Raw genomic sequence first — 13,729 nt, forward strand, 5'->3', positions numbered from 1 at the left:
CGCTCCTCAGCCTTGGTAGTTGTCGCAGAAGGCCTGGGCCTCGGCGACGTCGAGGGTGCCTTCGTAGATGGCACGGCCGGTGATGGCGCCGATGATGCCTGGTGCCTTGGCGTCCAGCAGGGCCTTGATATCGCCCAGGTTGTGGATGCCGCCCGAGGCGATCACCGGAATACGCGTGGCTTCGGCCAGGGCCTTGGTGAAGGGCACGTTGCAGCCCTGCATCATGCCGTCCTTGGCGATGTCGGTGTAGACGATCGCCGAGACGCCATCGGCCTCGAAACGCTTGGCCAGGTCGATGACCTGCACGCTGCTCACTTCGGCCCAGCCGTCGGTGGCGACGAAGCCGTCCTTGGCGTCCAGGCCGACGATGACCTTGCCAGGGAACGCCTTGCACGCTTCGGCGACGAACTCAGGCTGCTTGACCGCCTTTGTACCGATGATCACGTAGCTGACACCGGCCTTGACGTAGTGTTCGATGGTTTCCAGCGAGCGAATGCCACCGCCGATCTGAATCGGCAGGTTCGGGTAGCGCTTGGCGATAGCCGTGACCACTTCACCGTTGACCGGCTGGCCTTCGAAAGCGCCGTTGAGGTCGACCAGGTGCAGGCGGCGGCAACCACCCTCGACCCATTTGGCGGCCATGCTCACCGGGTCGTCGGAAAATACCGTGGAGTCTTCCATGCGGCCTTGGCGCAGGCGTACGCAGGCACCGTCCTTGAGATCGATAGCGGGGATAATCAGCATGTGAGGAACCTGTCTAATCGTTGGAATTCAGGGCTTCTCGAGCGCCCACAGGTCGCTTTCGATGCTCTCGAACCGCTCCTTGAGGTGCAGCTGAACATCGGCAATCGCCCTGTTGTAGTAATGGGGTGCAATCTCTTTGCTGAACAGCTCGAGGACCTCGGCCACCTCGAACGACCCCAGCTCCAGCTCGAAGCGGTCTTCGAGAAAGCGCTTGAGCGTGTCGAGCGCCTCGCGCTCCTGCTCCGGGGTCAGGGTGATGATCGGGGCCTTGGTCTTCGATCGGCTCATTTACCAGCGCCCGTCCCAGGCGACGAAGTTCTGCAGCAGCTGCAGGCCATGGGTATGGCTCTTCTCCGGGTGGAACTGCACGGCGAAGCGCGAACCTTCGGCCAGCGCGGCGGCAAAATCGACGCCGTAGTGGCCGCGACCGACCACCTGGCCCGGCTTGCCGGCCTCGATGAAGTAGCTGTGCACGAAGTAGAAACGCGCACGGTCGGGGATGTCATGCCACAGCGGGTGGTCGATGGTCTGGCCGACTTCGTTCCAGCCCATGTGCGGCACCTTCAGGTGCTCGCCGTCCTCCTTCAGGTCTTTACCGAAAAAGCGCACCTGGCCGGGGAACAGGCCGATGCAGTCGACACCGTCGTTTTCCTCGCTGCGCTCGAGCAGGGCCTGCATGCCTACGCAGATGCCGAGGAACGGGCGGTCCTGGCTGACTTCTCGCACCAGGCTGTCGAAGCCCAGGCGGCGGATCTCGGCCATGCAGTCGCGGATCGCGCCGACGCCCGGGAACACCACGCGGTCGGCTTCACGAATCACCGCGGCATCGCTGGTCACCAGCACCTTGCCGGCGCCCACATGCTCCAGGGCCTTGGCCACCGAGTGCAGGTTGCCCATGCCATAGTCGATTACGGCTACCGTCTGCATTTACAGGCACCCTTTGGTGGACGGCATCTGCCCGGCCATGCGCTCGTCGAGGGTAACGGCCATGCGCAGCGCGCGGCCGAACGCCTTGAACACGGTCTCGATCTGGTGGTGGGTGTTGTGGCCACGCAGGTTGTCGATATGCAGGGTCACCAGGGCATGGTTGACGAAGCCCTGGAAGAACTCCTGGAACAGGTCGACATCGAAGCCGCCCACGGTGGCGCGGGTATACGGCACGTGCATCTGCAGGCCCGGACGACCGGAGAAGTCGATGACCACGCGCGACAGGGCCTCGTCCAGCGGCACATAGGCATGGCCATAGCGGAAGATGCCTTTCTTGTCGCCGATGGCCTGGGCGAATGCCATGCCCAGGGTGATGCCGACGTCCTCGACGGTATGGTGGTCGTCGATATGCAGGTCGCCCTTGCACTCGATGTCCAGGTCGATCAGCCCATGCCGGGCGATCTGGTCGAGCATGTGTTCAAGGAAAGGCACGCCGATTTCAAATCGGGCCTTGCCGCTGCCATCGAGGTTGATCGAGCACTTGACCTGGGTTTCCAGGGTATTGCGCTCGACGGAAGCCTTACGTTCGACCATCACCAGCTCCGCAAAATCATTGGGCGAAAAGGGCTCCATTATAGGCCCAGAACGCGCCAGCTTGAAACGCGGATGACATATGGCAGGGCTAGTAATTACGGGGGTGGGAGAGACCTACAGGTCTATACAAGCAGATTTTTCTGTTGACCCCATCGCGGTGCGCCGATGCGACTTGCCCCGCGACAGGGCCCTTGAAGCCAGCCAGTCAGCCAGCCGTGTCATCCATCAATGAAACAGCACCGCAGTCTTCTGCAGGGTGATCCACACCCCCCAGGCCAGCGGAATCACCACCACCGCCCAGGCCACCAGCACAAGCGGCAGGCTGCCAGGCGCCGCGTGCCACTCCAGCGAACGCGCGGAATCGGCGCCCTTGTCATGGCTCAGCGCGCGTTCGGCCGCCAGTTCGGCGTCGGTCATGAAGTACTTGTCCGCCACCGGGCGCACCAGCATGTTGCAGATGAACCCCAGCACCAGCAGGCCGGCCAGGATGTACAGGGTCATGTCGTAGGCCGCGGCCCGCTCCACGCCCGCCGCCAGCTGCGCCTCGCGCAGGTAGGTGATCAGCACCGGGCCGAGTACACCGGCCGCCGCCCAGGCAGTCAGCAGGCGACCATGGATGGCACCGACCATCTGCGTGCCGAACAGGTCGGCCAGGTACGCCGGCACGGTGGCGAAGCCGCCGCCGTACATCGACAGGATGATGCAGAAGGCTGCCACGAACAGCGCCACGTTGCCGATGTGACCCATGTTCGGCACCAGGCTGTAGAGCCCCACGCCCAGGGCGAAGAACGCGAAGTAGGTGTTCTTGCGGCCGATATAGTCGGAGAACGACGCCCAGAAGAAGCGCCCGCCGATGTTGAACAGGCTCAGCAGGCCGGTGAAACCGGCGGCAATCGCGGCAATCTGCGCCAGTTGCGCGGCATTCAGCTCACTGAAGGTCAGCTCGTTGCCCAGCAGCTTGCCGGCGAACACTTCCTGCAGCAGTGGCGAAGCCATGCCGAGAATGCCGATACCGGCCGAGACGTTCAGGCACAGCACCAACCACACCAGGGCGAACTGCGGGGTTTTCCAGGCCACGCTCACATGCACGTGGCGGTCGGTAACCATGGCGTTGGCTTTCTTCGCCGGCGGTGTCCAGCCTTCGGGCTTCCAGCCGGTTGGCGGCACTCGGTAGGCCAGGGCGCCCGCAGTCATGAATACGAAGTAGATCGCGGCCATGGCGACAAAGCTCTGCCATACGCCCACCTCGGTCGCGCTGGCGAAGTGGCCCATGAGTGCGGTGGCCAGAGGAGCGCCCACCATGGCACCTCCACCAAAGCCCATGATCGCCATGCCGGTGGCCATGCCGCGCTTGTCCGGGAACCACTTGATCAGGGTCGACACTGGCGAAATGTAGCCAAGGCCCAGGCCGATCCCGCCGATCACCCCCGAACCCAGCCACATCAACCACAGCTGGTGGGTCTTCACGCCAATCGCCGAGATCAGCAGGCCGCCGCACCAGCACAGTGCCGAGACCAGGCCGGCCTTGCGCGGGCCGGCGTGTTCCAGCCAGCCACCAAGTACCGCGGCAGAGCAGCCGAGAAACACGAAGAACAGGGTGTAGATCCAGCTGAGCATGGAGATCGGCCAGTCGCACTCGGCGCTGAACAGGCGGGCGACGAAGCCCATGTCGGCGGCGCAGGCCACTGGCGCGCTGACACCCAGGGCCTGGGACAGCGGCAGCCAGAACACCGAGAAGCCATAGGCCATGCCGATGCACAGGTGAATGGCCAGGGCCGCCGGCGGCACCAGCCAGCGGTTGAAGCCCGGTCGGGCGATGATGCGCTCCTTCGACAGGAAGCCCGGCGTGCTTGCCGCCGCTCCCGCCGTGATACTGCTGTTCATGGATTGATCCTTTTGTAGGTGGGCTGTGCGCGTGGACGGCTCTGTATGGCTGCACGCAAGGCAGCCCGGCCGCTTCAGGCATCACCCGCGACAATGGGTCGCGGGGCTCCACGGGCGGGCGCAAGATTACCAGCAGCGGGTGACATGAAAGCAATCTGATATCGTGTTTTTTTTGTCAACTGAAACGATCAATCCGCTATCGGTGGCGTCTGCATCGCCGGCAAGCCGGCTCCCACAGGGACAACGCAAGTCTTGAGGCCTGCGCGGTCGCTGTGGGAGCCGGCTTGCCGGCGATGAGGCCAGGACAAGCAATAAATGAACTGCTGCCATTGCCACTGTCGAAATGTCGGATACGCAGAGCCAAGTGCCACAGCGCTATACTCGCCGCTGAAATTCATAATCGGACTACAAGGACTCGCCCATGAAAGCGTTCGGCAAAATCCTGGGGCTGGGGCTTCTCGGGTTGTTGCTGATCATCGTGGCGCTGGGCTTCGCCCTGACCCACCTATTCGATCCCAACGACTACAAAGAAGAAATCCGCCAGCTGGCCCGTGACAAGGCCCACGTGGAACTGACCCTCAACGGCGACATCGGCTGGAGCCTGTTCCCCTGGCTGGGCCTGGAACTGCACGAGGCCAGCATCGCCACGCTGAAAAACCCCAAGGTGCCATTCGCCGACCTGCAGATGCTCGGCCTGTCTGTACGCGTGCTGCCGCTGCTGCGCCGTGAAGTGCAGATGAGCGACGTGCGGGTCGAAGGCCTCAACCTGACGCTGACCCGCGATGCCAACGGCCATGGCAACTGGGAAGACATCGGCAAGCCATTGCCGGACCCGGCGATCGCCAACGCGCCGACGAGCACGCCCGATGCAAGCTCAGCGACGGAACCTGCCAAGCCGGAAAGTGGCGAGCGCTCGGTCAAGCTCGATATCGACAGCCTGACCGTCAACAACGCCCGCGTGCTTTATACCGACGAGAAAGCCGGCCAGACCTACGGCGCAGAAAGCATTCAGTTGAGCACCGGCCCCGTGCACGAAGGTGTGAACATCCCGCTCAAGGCCAGCGCCTTCCTCAGCGCCAGCCAGCCGAACCTGAAGGCGCGTACCGAACTGACCGGCGAACTGCGCTTCGACCGGCGTCTCAAGCGCTACAACCTCGAGGACATGCGCCTGTCTGGCGAAACCTCGGGCGAGCCACTGGCCGGCAAGACCATGACCTTCGCCGCCCAAGGCCAGGTGTTGGTCGACCTGGCGGCCAATGTCGCCTCCTGGAGCGGCCTGAAGGTCTCGGCCAACCAGTTGCGCGCCCTGGGCGAGCTGAACGTGCGCGACCTCGACAAGACGCCGCAGGTCAGCGGCGGCCTGTCCATCGCCCAGTTCGACCTGCGCACCTTCCTCGACGGTATCGGCCACCCGCTGCCCGCCACCGCCGACGCGGCAGCGTTCAAGAAGCTGGAACTGGTCACCCGCCTGCAAGGCACGCCGAACAGCATCGCCCTCGAAGACCTGGCGGTGAAGCTGGACGACAGCACCTTCACAGGTCGGGTCGCCGTGGAAGACTTCGCCAAGCAGGCCCTGCGCGTGCGCCTCCAGGGCGACAAGTTCGACGCCGACCGCTACCTGCCGGCCAAGAGCGAGGAAGCCAAGGGTGCCACCGCAGCGCGCCAGGCCGAGGTCAAGCAGCAGGAAGCCAGCGCCGTCGCCGGCGCCGGCTCCACACCGCTACCCGACGCTCCGAAGCAAGTCGCCTGGAGCAGCGACAAGCTGCTGCCGGTCGATCGCCTGCGCGCCCTCGATCTGCAGGCCGACCTGTCGTTCGGCGCCCTGACGCTGGACAAGCTTCCGATCAGCGACGCGCAGCTGACCGCCAGCGGCCAAGGCGGCCTGGTCACCCTGCAGACCCTGCGCGGCGCCTTGTACAACGGCACCTTCGAGGCCAAGGGCACCGTGGATGTACGCCCTGCCGTGCCGCAGATCGGCGTGAACACCAAGATAAACCGCGTGCCAGTCGAACATTTCATCAAGCGTGAATCCCCGGAACAGGCGCCGCCGGTCAAGGGCCTGCTGACCCTGAACAGCGACCTCACCGCTACCGGCAACAGCCAGAAGGCGCTGGTCGATACGCTCAATGGCAATGCCAGCTTCACCATCAACGACGGCGTGCTGGTCAATGCCAACCTGGAACAGCAACTGTGCCAGGCCATCGCCACCCTCAACCGCAAGCAGCTCAGCGGCGAACCCCGTGGCAAGGACACGCCGTTCCAGGAGCTGCGCGGCAGCCTGGTAATGCGTAACGGCGTGGCCAGCAATCCGGACCTCAAGGTGCGTATCCCGGGCCTGACCGTCAACGGCCACGGTGACCTCGACCTGCGCGTGCTGGGCATGGACTACAACGTCGGCGTGGTCGTCGAAGGCGACCAACGCGCCATGCCCGACCCGGCCTGCCAGGTCAACGAGCGCTATGTCGGCGTCGAAGTGCCGCTGCGCTGCCGCGGCCCGCTGGAGTTGGGTGCCAAGGCCTGCCGCCTGGACCAGGACGGCCTGGGCAAGGTTGCCGCCAAGCTTGCCGGCAACCGCCTCAAGGACAAGATCGATGAAAAGCTCGAAGAGAAACTCGGAGACAAGGTGAGCCCTGAACTCAAAGATGCATTGAAGGGGCTGTTCAAGCGATGACACCCCAGCAGTTCTCCAGCGCCGTGCTGGACTGGTACGACCAGCACGGTCGGCATGACCTGCCCTGGCAACAGGGCATCACCCCGTATCGGGTGTGGGTGTCTGAAATCATGTTGCAGCAGACCCAGGTCAGCACCGTGCTCAACTACTTCGACCGCTTCATGCAGGCCCTGCCCACCGTGCAGGCGCTGGCCGAGGCGCCGGAGGACGAGGTGCTGCACCTGTGGACGGGCCTGGGCTACTACACCCGTGCCCGTAACCTGCAAAAGGCAGCGAAGATCGTCGTCGAGCGACATGGCGGCGAGTTCCCGCGCAGCGTCGAGCAGCTCACCGAGCTGCCCGGTATCGGCCGCTCCACCGCCGGGGCCATCGCCAGCATCAGCATGGGCATCCGCGCGCCGATCCTCGACGGCAACGTCAAGCGCGTACTGGCCCGCTTCACCGCCCAGGCCGGCTACCCGGGCGAGCCGAAGGTGGCCAACCAGCTGTGGGCCAGCGCCGAGCGCTTCACACCGATGACCCGGGCCAACCACTACACCCAGGCGATGATGGACATGGGCGCGACGCTGTGCACGCGCAGCAAGCCCAGCTGCCTTATCTGCCCGTTGCAACGCGGTTGCGAAGCGCACCTGCACGGCGAAGAGACCCGCTACCCCGAGCCCAAGCCGCGCAAGGCCCTGCCCCAGCGCAAGACCCTGATGCCGCTGCTGACCAACCACGAAGGCGCGATCCTGCTCTATCGTCGGCCATCCACCGGCCTGTGGGGCGGCCTGTGGAGCCTGCCGGAGCTGGACAGCCTCGAGCAGCTCGAAGACCTTGCCTACCAGCACGGCCTGCGCCTGGCCGGCAGCCAGGCCCTGGCAGGCCTGACCCATACCTTCAGCCATTTCCAGCTGGCCATCGAGCCGTGGCTGGTGCGTGTCGACCCCGTCGGCGCGCACGTGGCCGAGCCCGACTGGCTCTGGTATAACCTCGCCACCCCGCCGCGCCTGGGCCTCGCCGCCCCGGTCAAGAAGCTGCTGCAACGCGCGGCCGACGAACTGATTGCAGGAGAGAAGCGATGACCCGCACCGTGAAGTGCCGCAAGTACAACGAAGAACTCCCAGGCCTCGACCGCCCACCCTACCCGGGCGCCAAGGGCCAGGACATCTTCGAGCACATCTCGCAGAAGGCCTGGAAGGAGTGGCAGGACCACCAGACCATGCTGATCAACGAGAAGCGCCTGAACATGATGAATGCCGAGGACCGCAAGTTCATCCAGGCCGAGATGGACAAGTTCTTCGCCGGCGAGGATTACGCCCAGGCCGAAGGCTACGTTCCACCCTCGAATTGACCCCGAAAACCGTAAGCGACGGAATTAATTTAAATTTTTTTGAAAAAGTCGTTGACGGCCTCTGAGAAAATCTATTTAATTCACCCCGTCGCCCAGATAGCTCAGTCGGTAGAGCAGAGGATTGAAAATCCTCGTGTCGGCGGTTCGACTCCGTCTCTGGGCACCACCTTCAGCTTCTGGTGGTTGCAAAGTTACCCGAAGCGACACAAGAAACCCGCCTAGTGCGGGTTTTTTGTTGCCTGCGATTTTTCTTCTAGCTCCTTCATGCCCGGTTGATCGACATCAAAAAGCCACTTGCCATGCGCTCATAGGATGACAGGTGGACATTCGAACGACCCCGCAAGGACCTCCATGAGCGAAGAATCCGCCACCCTCCTCCTGCCGTCGCCTGCCGAGGCCGGCAGCAGCGTCAAGCCCAGCCCTCGCACCCGTCGTCCGCGCCAGCGCAAGCCGGTCGCCAGCGCCGCCGCGCCAGAGACCATTACCCAGGTCAGCCAGCAGCCCGCCGCCCTGGAAGTGGCCAACGCGCGCAAGGGCAGCAGCGAGGACAGCACCTCGGCGCGCCTGCCGGCCAACTACCCCTATCGCACGCGCATGCGCCGCCAGGACTACGAGAAGGCCAAGCACGACCTGCAGATCGAGCTGCTCAAGGTGCAGAACTGGGTGAAGGAGACCGGCCAGCGCATCGTCGTGCTGTTCGAGGGCCGTGATGCCGCGGGCAAAGGCGGCACCATCAAGCGTTTCATGGAGCACCTGAACCCGCGTGGCGCGCGAATTGTGGCACTGGAGAAGCCTTCCGAGCAGGAAAAGGGCCAGTGGTACTTCCAGCGCTATGTGCAGCACCTGCCCACCGCTGGTGAAATGGTGTTCTTTGATCGCTCCTGGTACAACCGCGCCGGGGTCGAAAAGGTGATGGACTTCTGCTCGCCGCTGCAATACCTGGAGTTCATGCGCCAGGCACCTGACCTCGAACGCATGCTGTGCAACAGTGGCATCCTGTTGTTCAAGTTCTGGTTCTCGGTGAACCGCGAGGAGCAGTTGCGCCGTTTCATTTCTCGCCGCGACGACCCGCTCAAGCACTGGAAACTCTCGCCCATCGACATCAAGTCGCTGGACAAGTGGGAGGACTACACCGCTGCCAAGGAAGCGATGTTCTTCCATACCGACACAGCCGATGCGCCATGGACGGTGATCAAGTCGGACGACAAGAAGCGCGCGCGGATCAACTGCATTCGTCACTTCCTGCACTCGCTGGATTATCCAGGCAAGGACCACAGCGTGGCGCATGCACCGGATCCGTTGCTGGTCGGGCGGGCTTCGCGGGGGTTCGAAGAGGATGAACCGGCGGCACTGGTAAGCTGAACACTTTGGGGCCGCTAGGCGGCCTCTTGGGTTTCTCGCGCAACTACGCTTCAATACGCGCCTTTACCAGTCAGCCCAAGGATCCACCCATGGCCACCAGCACCAAGCAACAGAAACGCGCCAAGCGCGCCGCCACCAAGGCCAAGCAGAACCGCATGGTGCGCAGCGGCCAGGCGGTCAAGGCCAGCGCCGGCGACAGCGCCAGTGTCGAGCAGGTGTTCAACAAGGCCATGGAATCGGGCAGCTACGACAGTCTGTTCGAAAAGATGAAGGAAGCCCAGGCAAACGGTCTGGTGCCGATGATCTCGGTGTTCCTGGTCGATCCACTGCTGGCACTGGTGCTCAAGGGCCACAAGGAAGAGCACGCCACCGACTATATCGTCCTGGTGTTCACCGCCTACCGCAAATGGCTGGACGGCGCCGACGAGGACGCGACCATGGCCTGGCTGGAGAGCGACGAGTTCCAGGACGCCTATGTCACCGCCTCGGAGGTCGTGGCCAAGCAGCAGCAACAGCAGAAGCAGTTCGGCTGAGTCGAACCGCTCCCGCTTCCAAAACCTGTGCAGACAAAAAAGGCCGCGCCCTTCACAGGACGCGGCCTTTTCATTTCACTTGTGGATCAGCTATCCAACGCCACACGCGCAGCAGCGCCACGCTTGCGGTGCACCAGCAGACCAGCTGCCACCACACCAATGCTCAGGATTGCCGTGGCGATGATCTCGGCACGGTGATCTTCGCGCAGCCCCATCACCACCAGAATGGCAACGATGAAGGCGATGGTCGCCCAGGTCAGGCCCGGGAACAGCCACATCTTGAACGAGATCTTCTCGCCACTGGCTTCACGCTGGCTGCGCATGCGCAGTTGCGACACGGCGATCACCAGATACACCAGCAGGGCGATGGCGCCGGAGCTGGCCAGCAGGAACTCGAACACCGCGGCCGGGGCCAGGAAGTTGGCGAACACACACAGGAAGGCTGCGGCGGTGGACAACAGCACAGCCCAGTGCGGGGTGCCGGCCTTGGTGGTGCGCTGGGCAACCGCCGGGGCGTCGCCACGCTTGCTCAGGGAGAAGAGCATGCGCGAAGAGGTGTACAGCGCCGAGTTCAGGCAGCTGGTCACGGCGATCAGCACGACGATGTCGACGATCAGCTTGGCGTTCGGCACGCCGATCAGGCTGAGGACAGTCTGGTAGGAACCTTTCTCGGCCAGGGCCGGATCGTTCCACGGCACCATGGCCACGACCAGGAAGATCGATACCAGGTAGAACAGGCAGATACGCCAGATCACCGAGTTGGTGGCGCGGCTGATCTGCTTGCCCGGGTCCTTCGATTCGGCGGCGGCGATGGTGACGATCTCGGTCCCCATGAACGAGAACATGGTGGTTAGCATGGCGGCCAGCACGGCGCCCAGGCCATTGGGCATGAAGCCCTGGGTGTCGAACAGGTGGCTGACGCCGCTGATCTGGCTGCTCGGCACCATCCCGAACATGGCCGCGCAACCGACGACGATGAAGCCGATGATCGCCAGCACCTTGAGCAGGGCGAACCAGAACTCGAACTCACCGTAGTTCTTCACGCTGAACAGGTTGGTGATGGTCAGCGCCAGGGTAATGATCAAAGAGAACGCCCACAGGTCTACCGAGGGGAACCAGGCATGCAGGATGGCGGCGGCGGCGTTGGCCTCCAGCGGAATCACCAGCACCCAGAACCACCAGTACAGCCAGCCGATGGTGAAACCGGCCCAGCGCCCGATGGCGCGGTCGGCGTAGGTGGAGAAGGAACCGGTGTCAGGCGAGGCGACGGCCATTTCGCCGAGCATGCGCATCACCAGCACGACCAGGGTACCGGCCGCGGCGTAGGCCAGCAGCACGGCGGGGCCTGCGGCGGCGATGGCGTGGCCGGAGCCGACGAACAGCCCTGCGCCGATCACGCCGGCGATGGACAGCATGGTCACATGCCGTTGCTTGAGCCCCTGAGCGAGGTCATTGGAATTGTTACCGCTCATAAAACTACCTTTGTAAGGAGGTGGACTACACGAATGACTGGCCAGCGCGCCGGGGTGTGGATAGGCGACGCCGCATTCAGTGGTTCCAGAGGGCAATAAGCGGGCCACCTGAGAATGACTTTCGTCTGAAATGCTTCCGCCACCAATAACGGCGCGGCTTGCAGGGCATTGTGCCAAGCTTTGACCGAAAGGTCGCCAAAACCCCATGCCAAGTCCGGATTACGGAAATACCCACTTACAAACGCACCAAAGGCGCTCCTGGGTAACACCTGTGCACGAATTCTGCGCATCAGAAAGCGCAACCAACAGGCGCAACCTTGCCCCCGTCAAGTCCGCGACACAGTGCCACCCGGCTAAAAACGGCTTCCCAGACCGGACCAAAGCTGGCACCATCGCGCCTTTTTTCATCAAGGCTCCGGTGCTGGGCAAAACGCTATTGCGGACATCCTGGCGACAGTCCACTGCAGCGATGCGACAAACTGTCCCACCAGCGACCCGAGCACCCCGCGACCCGGTTGGCCGCCGTTGCGCCGCTATGCTAGCGTGGCGCTCGCCAGGAAGGCCGCCAACAGCTGGGAACGCACCCGAACACATGAGGACCGCAAATGGCTCAGGCCACGCCCGCGCTGGAAATCCGCAACCTGCACAAACGCTATGGCGAGCAGGAAATTCTCAAGGGCATTTCGCTGACCGCGCGCGACGGTGACGTGATCTCCATCCTCGGCTCGTCCGGCTCTGGCAAGTCCACCCTGCTGCGCTGCATCAATCTGCTGGAGAACCCGCACCAGGGCGAGATCCTGGTCGCCGGTGAAGCCCTCAAGCTCAAGGCGCAGAAAAACGGCGACCTGATCGCCGCCGACAACCGCCAGATCAACCGCCTGCGCAGCGAGATCGGCTTTGTCTTCCAGAATTTCAACCTGTGGCCGCACATGTCGATCCTCGACAACATCATCGAGGCGCCGCGCCGCGTGCTCGGCCAGAGCAAGGCCGAGGCCATCGAGCATGCCGAGGCGCTGCTGAACAAGGTCGGCATCTTCGACAAGCGCCACAGCTACCCCGCCCAGCTTTCCGGTGGCCAGCAACAGCGTGCCGCCATCGCCCGTACCCTGGCCATGAAGCCCAAGGTCATCCTGTTCGACGAGCCAACCTCGGCGCTCGATCCGGAGATGGTCCAGGAAGTGCTTAACGTCATCCGCGCCCTGGCCGAAGAAGGCCGTACCATGCTGCTGGTGACGCACGAGATGAACTTTGCCCGCCAGGTGTCCAGTGAAGTGGTCTTCCTGCACCAGGGCCTGGTCGAAGAGCAAGGATCGCCGCAGCAGGTCTTCGAGAACCCGACCTCGGCGCGTTGCAAGCAATTCATGTCCAGCCACCGCTAACGGAGCAACACGAATGCAGACCTATAAGAAAGTCCTCCTGGCCGCTGCCGCCACCCTGGTGTTCTCGGCCAATGCCATGGCAGCCGAGAAACTGAAAATGGGCATCGAGGCTGCCTACCCGCCGTTCAACAACAAAGATGCCAGCGGCCAGGTCGTGGGCTTCGACAAAGACATCGGCGACGCCCTGTGCGCCAAGATGAAGGTCGAATGCGAAGTGGTCACCTCCGACTGGGACGGCATCATCCCCGCCCTGAACGCCAAGAAGTTCGACTTCATCGTCTCCTCGCTGTCGATCACCGACGAGCGCAAGCAGGCCGTGGACTTCACCGACCCGTACTATTCGAACAAGCAGCAGTTCATCGCGCCGAAGAACGTCGACTTCAAGACTGACGACAAATCGCTCGAAGGCAAGACCATTGGCACCCAGCGCGCCACCCAGGCCGCTACCTGGCTGGACGATCACGGCGGTATGGACGGCAAATTCAAGGTCAATCTGTATGACGGCCAGGAAAACGCCTACCTGGACCTGACCTCCGGCCGCGTCGACGCCATCCTCGCCGACAAGTACGCCAACTACGACTGGCTGAAATCCGAAGCCGGCAAGAACTACGAGTTCAAAGGCGACCCGGTGAACGAAAGCGACAAGGTCGGCATCGCAGTACGCAAAGGCGACAACGAGCTGCGTAACAAGCTCAATGCCGCACTGAAGGAAATCGTCGCCGACGGTACCTACAAGAAGATCAACGACAAGTACTTCCCGTTCAGCATCTATTGATTCGCCCCGACAGGCATCGCCGCCTTGGCGGTGCCTGTCCCTTGAACAAACTTAC

The 13,729-nt window shown here is 63.2% G+C and carries 13 protein-coding genes and 1 tRNA gene; 8 read left to right on the forward strand and 6 right to left on the reverse strand.

Annotated features, from left to right (window positions below; translation table 11 throughout):
• Positions 1-6 precede the first annotated feature (6 nt).
• The 5 genes from hisA to OH705_RS16860 form a co-directional block, all read right to left on the reverse strand.
• Complete coding sequence (gene hisA, locus OH705_RS16840) at positions 7-744, reverse strand: 1-(5-phosphoribosyl)-5-[(5-phosphoribosylamino)methylideneamino]imidazole-4-carboxamide isomerase (RefSeq protein ID WP_003255731.1); 738 nt, start codon at positions 742-744, stop codon at positions 7-9.
• Positions 745-771: 27 nt separating this feature from the next.
• Complete coding sequence (locus OH705_RS16845; protein ID WP_023629859.1) at positions 772-1,032, reverse strand: DUF2164 domain-containing protein; 261 nt, start codon at positions 1,030-1,032, stop codon at positions 772-774.
• Positions 1,033-1,671, reverse strand: a complete 639-nt coding sequence (gene hisH / locus OH705_RS16850) for an imidazole glycerol phosphate synthase subunit HisH (protein WP_046853802.1) — start codon at positions 1,669-1,671, stop codon at positions 1,033-1,035. It abuts the gene before it with no gap.
• Complete coding sequence (hisB, locus tag OH705_RS16855) at positions 1,672-2,265, reverse strand: imidazoleglycerol-phosphate dehydratase HisB (RefSeq protein ID WP_028688464.1); 594 nt, start codon at positions 2,263-2,265, stop codon at positions 1,672-1,674.
• Positions 2,266-2,490: 225 nt separating this feature from the next.
• Positions 2,491-4,149, reverse strand: a complete 1,659-nt coding sequence (locus OH705_RS16860; protein WP_110604175.1) for an OFA family MFS transporter — start codon at positions 4,147-4,149, stop codon at positions 2,491-2,493.
• Between the two features lie 421 nt (positions 4,150-4,570).
• Here OH705_RS16860 and OH705_RS16865 point away from each other — a divergent pair, with 421 nt between their 5' ends.
• The 6 genes from OH705_RS16865 (at position 4,571) to OH705_RS16890 (ending at position 10,048) form a co-directional block, all read left to right on the forward strand.
• A complete protein-coding gene (locus OH705_RS16865) occupies positions 4,571-6,820 on the forward strand; it encodes an AsmA family protein (RefSeq protein WP_267302580.1) in 2,250 nt (749 codons plus the stop codon).
• Positions 6,817-7,884 carry an A/G-specific adenine glycosylase gene (mutY, locus tag OH705_RS16870; RefSeq protein ID WP_110604173.1) on the forward strand — a complete coding sequence of 356 codons (1,068 nt, stop codon included), beginning with the start codon at positions 6,817-6,819 and terminating at the stop codon, positions 7,882-7,884. The genes OH705_RS16865 and mutY overlap by 4 nt, the downstream gene beginning before the upstream one ends.
• Positions 7,881-8,153 (forward strand): oxidative damage protection protein, encoded by a 273-nt coding sequence (locus tag OH705_RS16875; protein ID WP_011536185.1) that lies wholly within the window; start codon positions 7,881-7,883, stop codon positions 8,151-8,153. Before mutY ends, OH705_RS16875 begins: the two co-directional genes overlap by 4 nt.
• A gap of 90 nt (positions 8,154-8,243) precedes the next feature.
• Positions 8,244-8,319: transfer RNA gene (locus OH705_RS16880), tRNA-Phe, on the forward strand.
• 185 nt (positions 8,320-8,504) lie between these two features.
• Positions 8,505-9,515, forward strand: a complete 1,011-nt coding sequence (gene ppk2, locus OH705_RS16885; RefSeq protein ID WP_038706989.1) for a polyphosphate kinase 2 — start codon at positions 8,505-8,507, stop codon at positions 9,513-9,515.
• Positions 9,516-9,604: 89 nt separating this feature from the next.
• A complete protein-coding gene (locus tag OH705_RS16890; protein ID WP_094010999.1) occupies positions 9,605-10,048 on the forward strand; it encodes a hypothetical protein in 444 nt (147 codons plus the stop codon).
• A gap of 86 nt (positions 10,049-10,134) precedes the next feature.
• Here OH705_RS16890 and gabP read toward each other — a convergent pair whose 3' ends face one another.
• Positions 10,135-11,520, reverse strand: a complete 1,386-nt coding sequence (gabP, locus tag OH705_RS16895; protein ID WP_046853794.1) for a GABA permease — start codon at positions 11,518-11,520, stop codon at positions 10,135-10,137.
• A 605-nt stretch (positions 11,521-12,125) separates the two neighbouring features.
• Here gabP and OH705_RS16900 point away from each other — a divergent pair.
• Both OH705_RS16900 and OH705_RS16905 read left to right on the forward strand, forming a co-directional pair.
• Complete coding sequence (locus OH705_RS16900) at positions 12,126-12,899, forward strand: ABC transporter ATP-binding protein (protein WP_046853793.1); 774 nt, start codon at positions 12,126-12,128, stop codon at positions 12,897-12,899.
• 13 nt (positions 12,900-12,912) lie between these two features.
• On the forward strand, positions 12,913-13,674 hold the full coding sequence (locus OH705_RS16905) for an ABC transporter substrate-binding protein (protein WP_094010997.1): 762 nt from the start codon (positions 12,913-12,915) through the stop codon (positions 13,672-13,674).
• Positions 13,675-13,729: the final 55 nt, after the last annotated feature.

The organism is Pseudomonas sp. BJa3 (assembly GCF_026343815.1).
Lineage (GTDB): Bacteria > Pseudomonadota > Gammaproteobacteria > Pseudomonadales > Pseudomonadaceae > Aquipseudomonas > Aquipseudomonas soli.

What these genes read in the sequence shown, in the direction of transcription:
- OH705_RS16875 (WP_011536185.1), top strand. Translation starts at nt 7,881, where the DNA reads ATGACCCGCACCGTGAAGTGCCGCAAGTACAACGAAGAACTCCCAGGC.
- OH705_RS16845 (WP_023629859.1), bottom strand. Translation starts at nt 1,032, where the DNA reads ATGAGCCGATCGAAGACCAAGGCCCCGATCATCACCCTGACCCCGGAG.
- hisA (WP_003255731.1), bottom strand. Translation starts at nt 744, where the DNA reads ATGCTGATTATCCCCGCTATCGATCTCAAGGACGGTGCCTGCGTACGC.
- hisB (WP_028688464.1), bottom strand. Translation starts at nt 2,265, where the DNA reads ATGGTCGAACGTAAGGCTTCCGTCGAGCGCAATACCCTGGAAACCCAG.
- gabP (WP_046853794.1), bottom strand. Translation starts at nt 11,520, where the DNA reads ATGAGCGGTAACAATTCCAATGACCTCGCTCAGGGGCTCAAGCAACGG.
- OH705_RS16890 (WP_094010999.1), top strand. Translation starts at nt 9,605, where the DNA reads ATGGCCACCAGCACCAAGCAACAGAAACGCGCCAAGCGCGCCGCCACC.
- mutY (WP_110604173.1), top strand. Translation starts at nt 6,817, where the DNA reads ATGACACCCCAGCAGTTCTCCAGCGCCGTGCTGGACTGGTACGACCAG.
- OH705_RS16905 (WP_094010997.1), top strand. Translation starts at nt 12,913, where the DNA reads ATGCAGACCTATAAGAAAGTCCTCCTGGCCGCTGCCGCCACCCTGGTG.
- ppk2 (WP_038706989.1), top strand. Translation starts at nt 8,505, where the DNA reads ATGAGCGAAGAATCCGCCACCCTCCTCCTGCCGTCGCCTGCCGAGGCC.
- OH705_RS16900 (WP_046853793.1), top strand. Translation starts at nt 12,126, where the DNA reads ATGGCTCAGGCCACGCCCGCGCTGGAAATCCGCAACCTGCACAAACGC.
- OH705_RS16865 (WP_267302580.1), top strand. Translation starts at nt 4,571, where the DNA reads ATGAAAGCGTTCGGCAAAATCCTGGGGCTGGGGCTTCTCGGGTTGTTG.
- OH705_RS16860 (WP_110604175.1), bottom strand. Translation starts at nt 4,149, where the DNA reads ATGAACAGCAGTATCACGGCGGGAGCGGCGGCAAGCACGCCGGGCTTC.
- hisH (WP_046853802.1), bottom strand. Translation starts at nt 1,671, where the DNA reads ATGCAGACGGTAGCCGTAATCGACTATGGCATGGGCAACCTGCACTCG.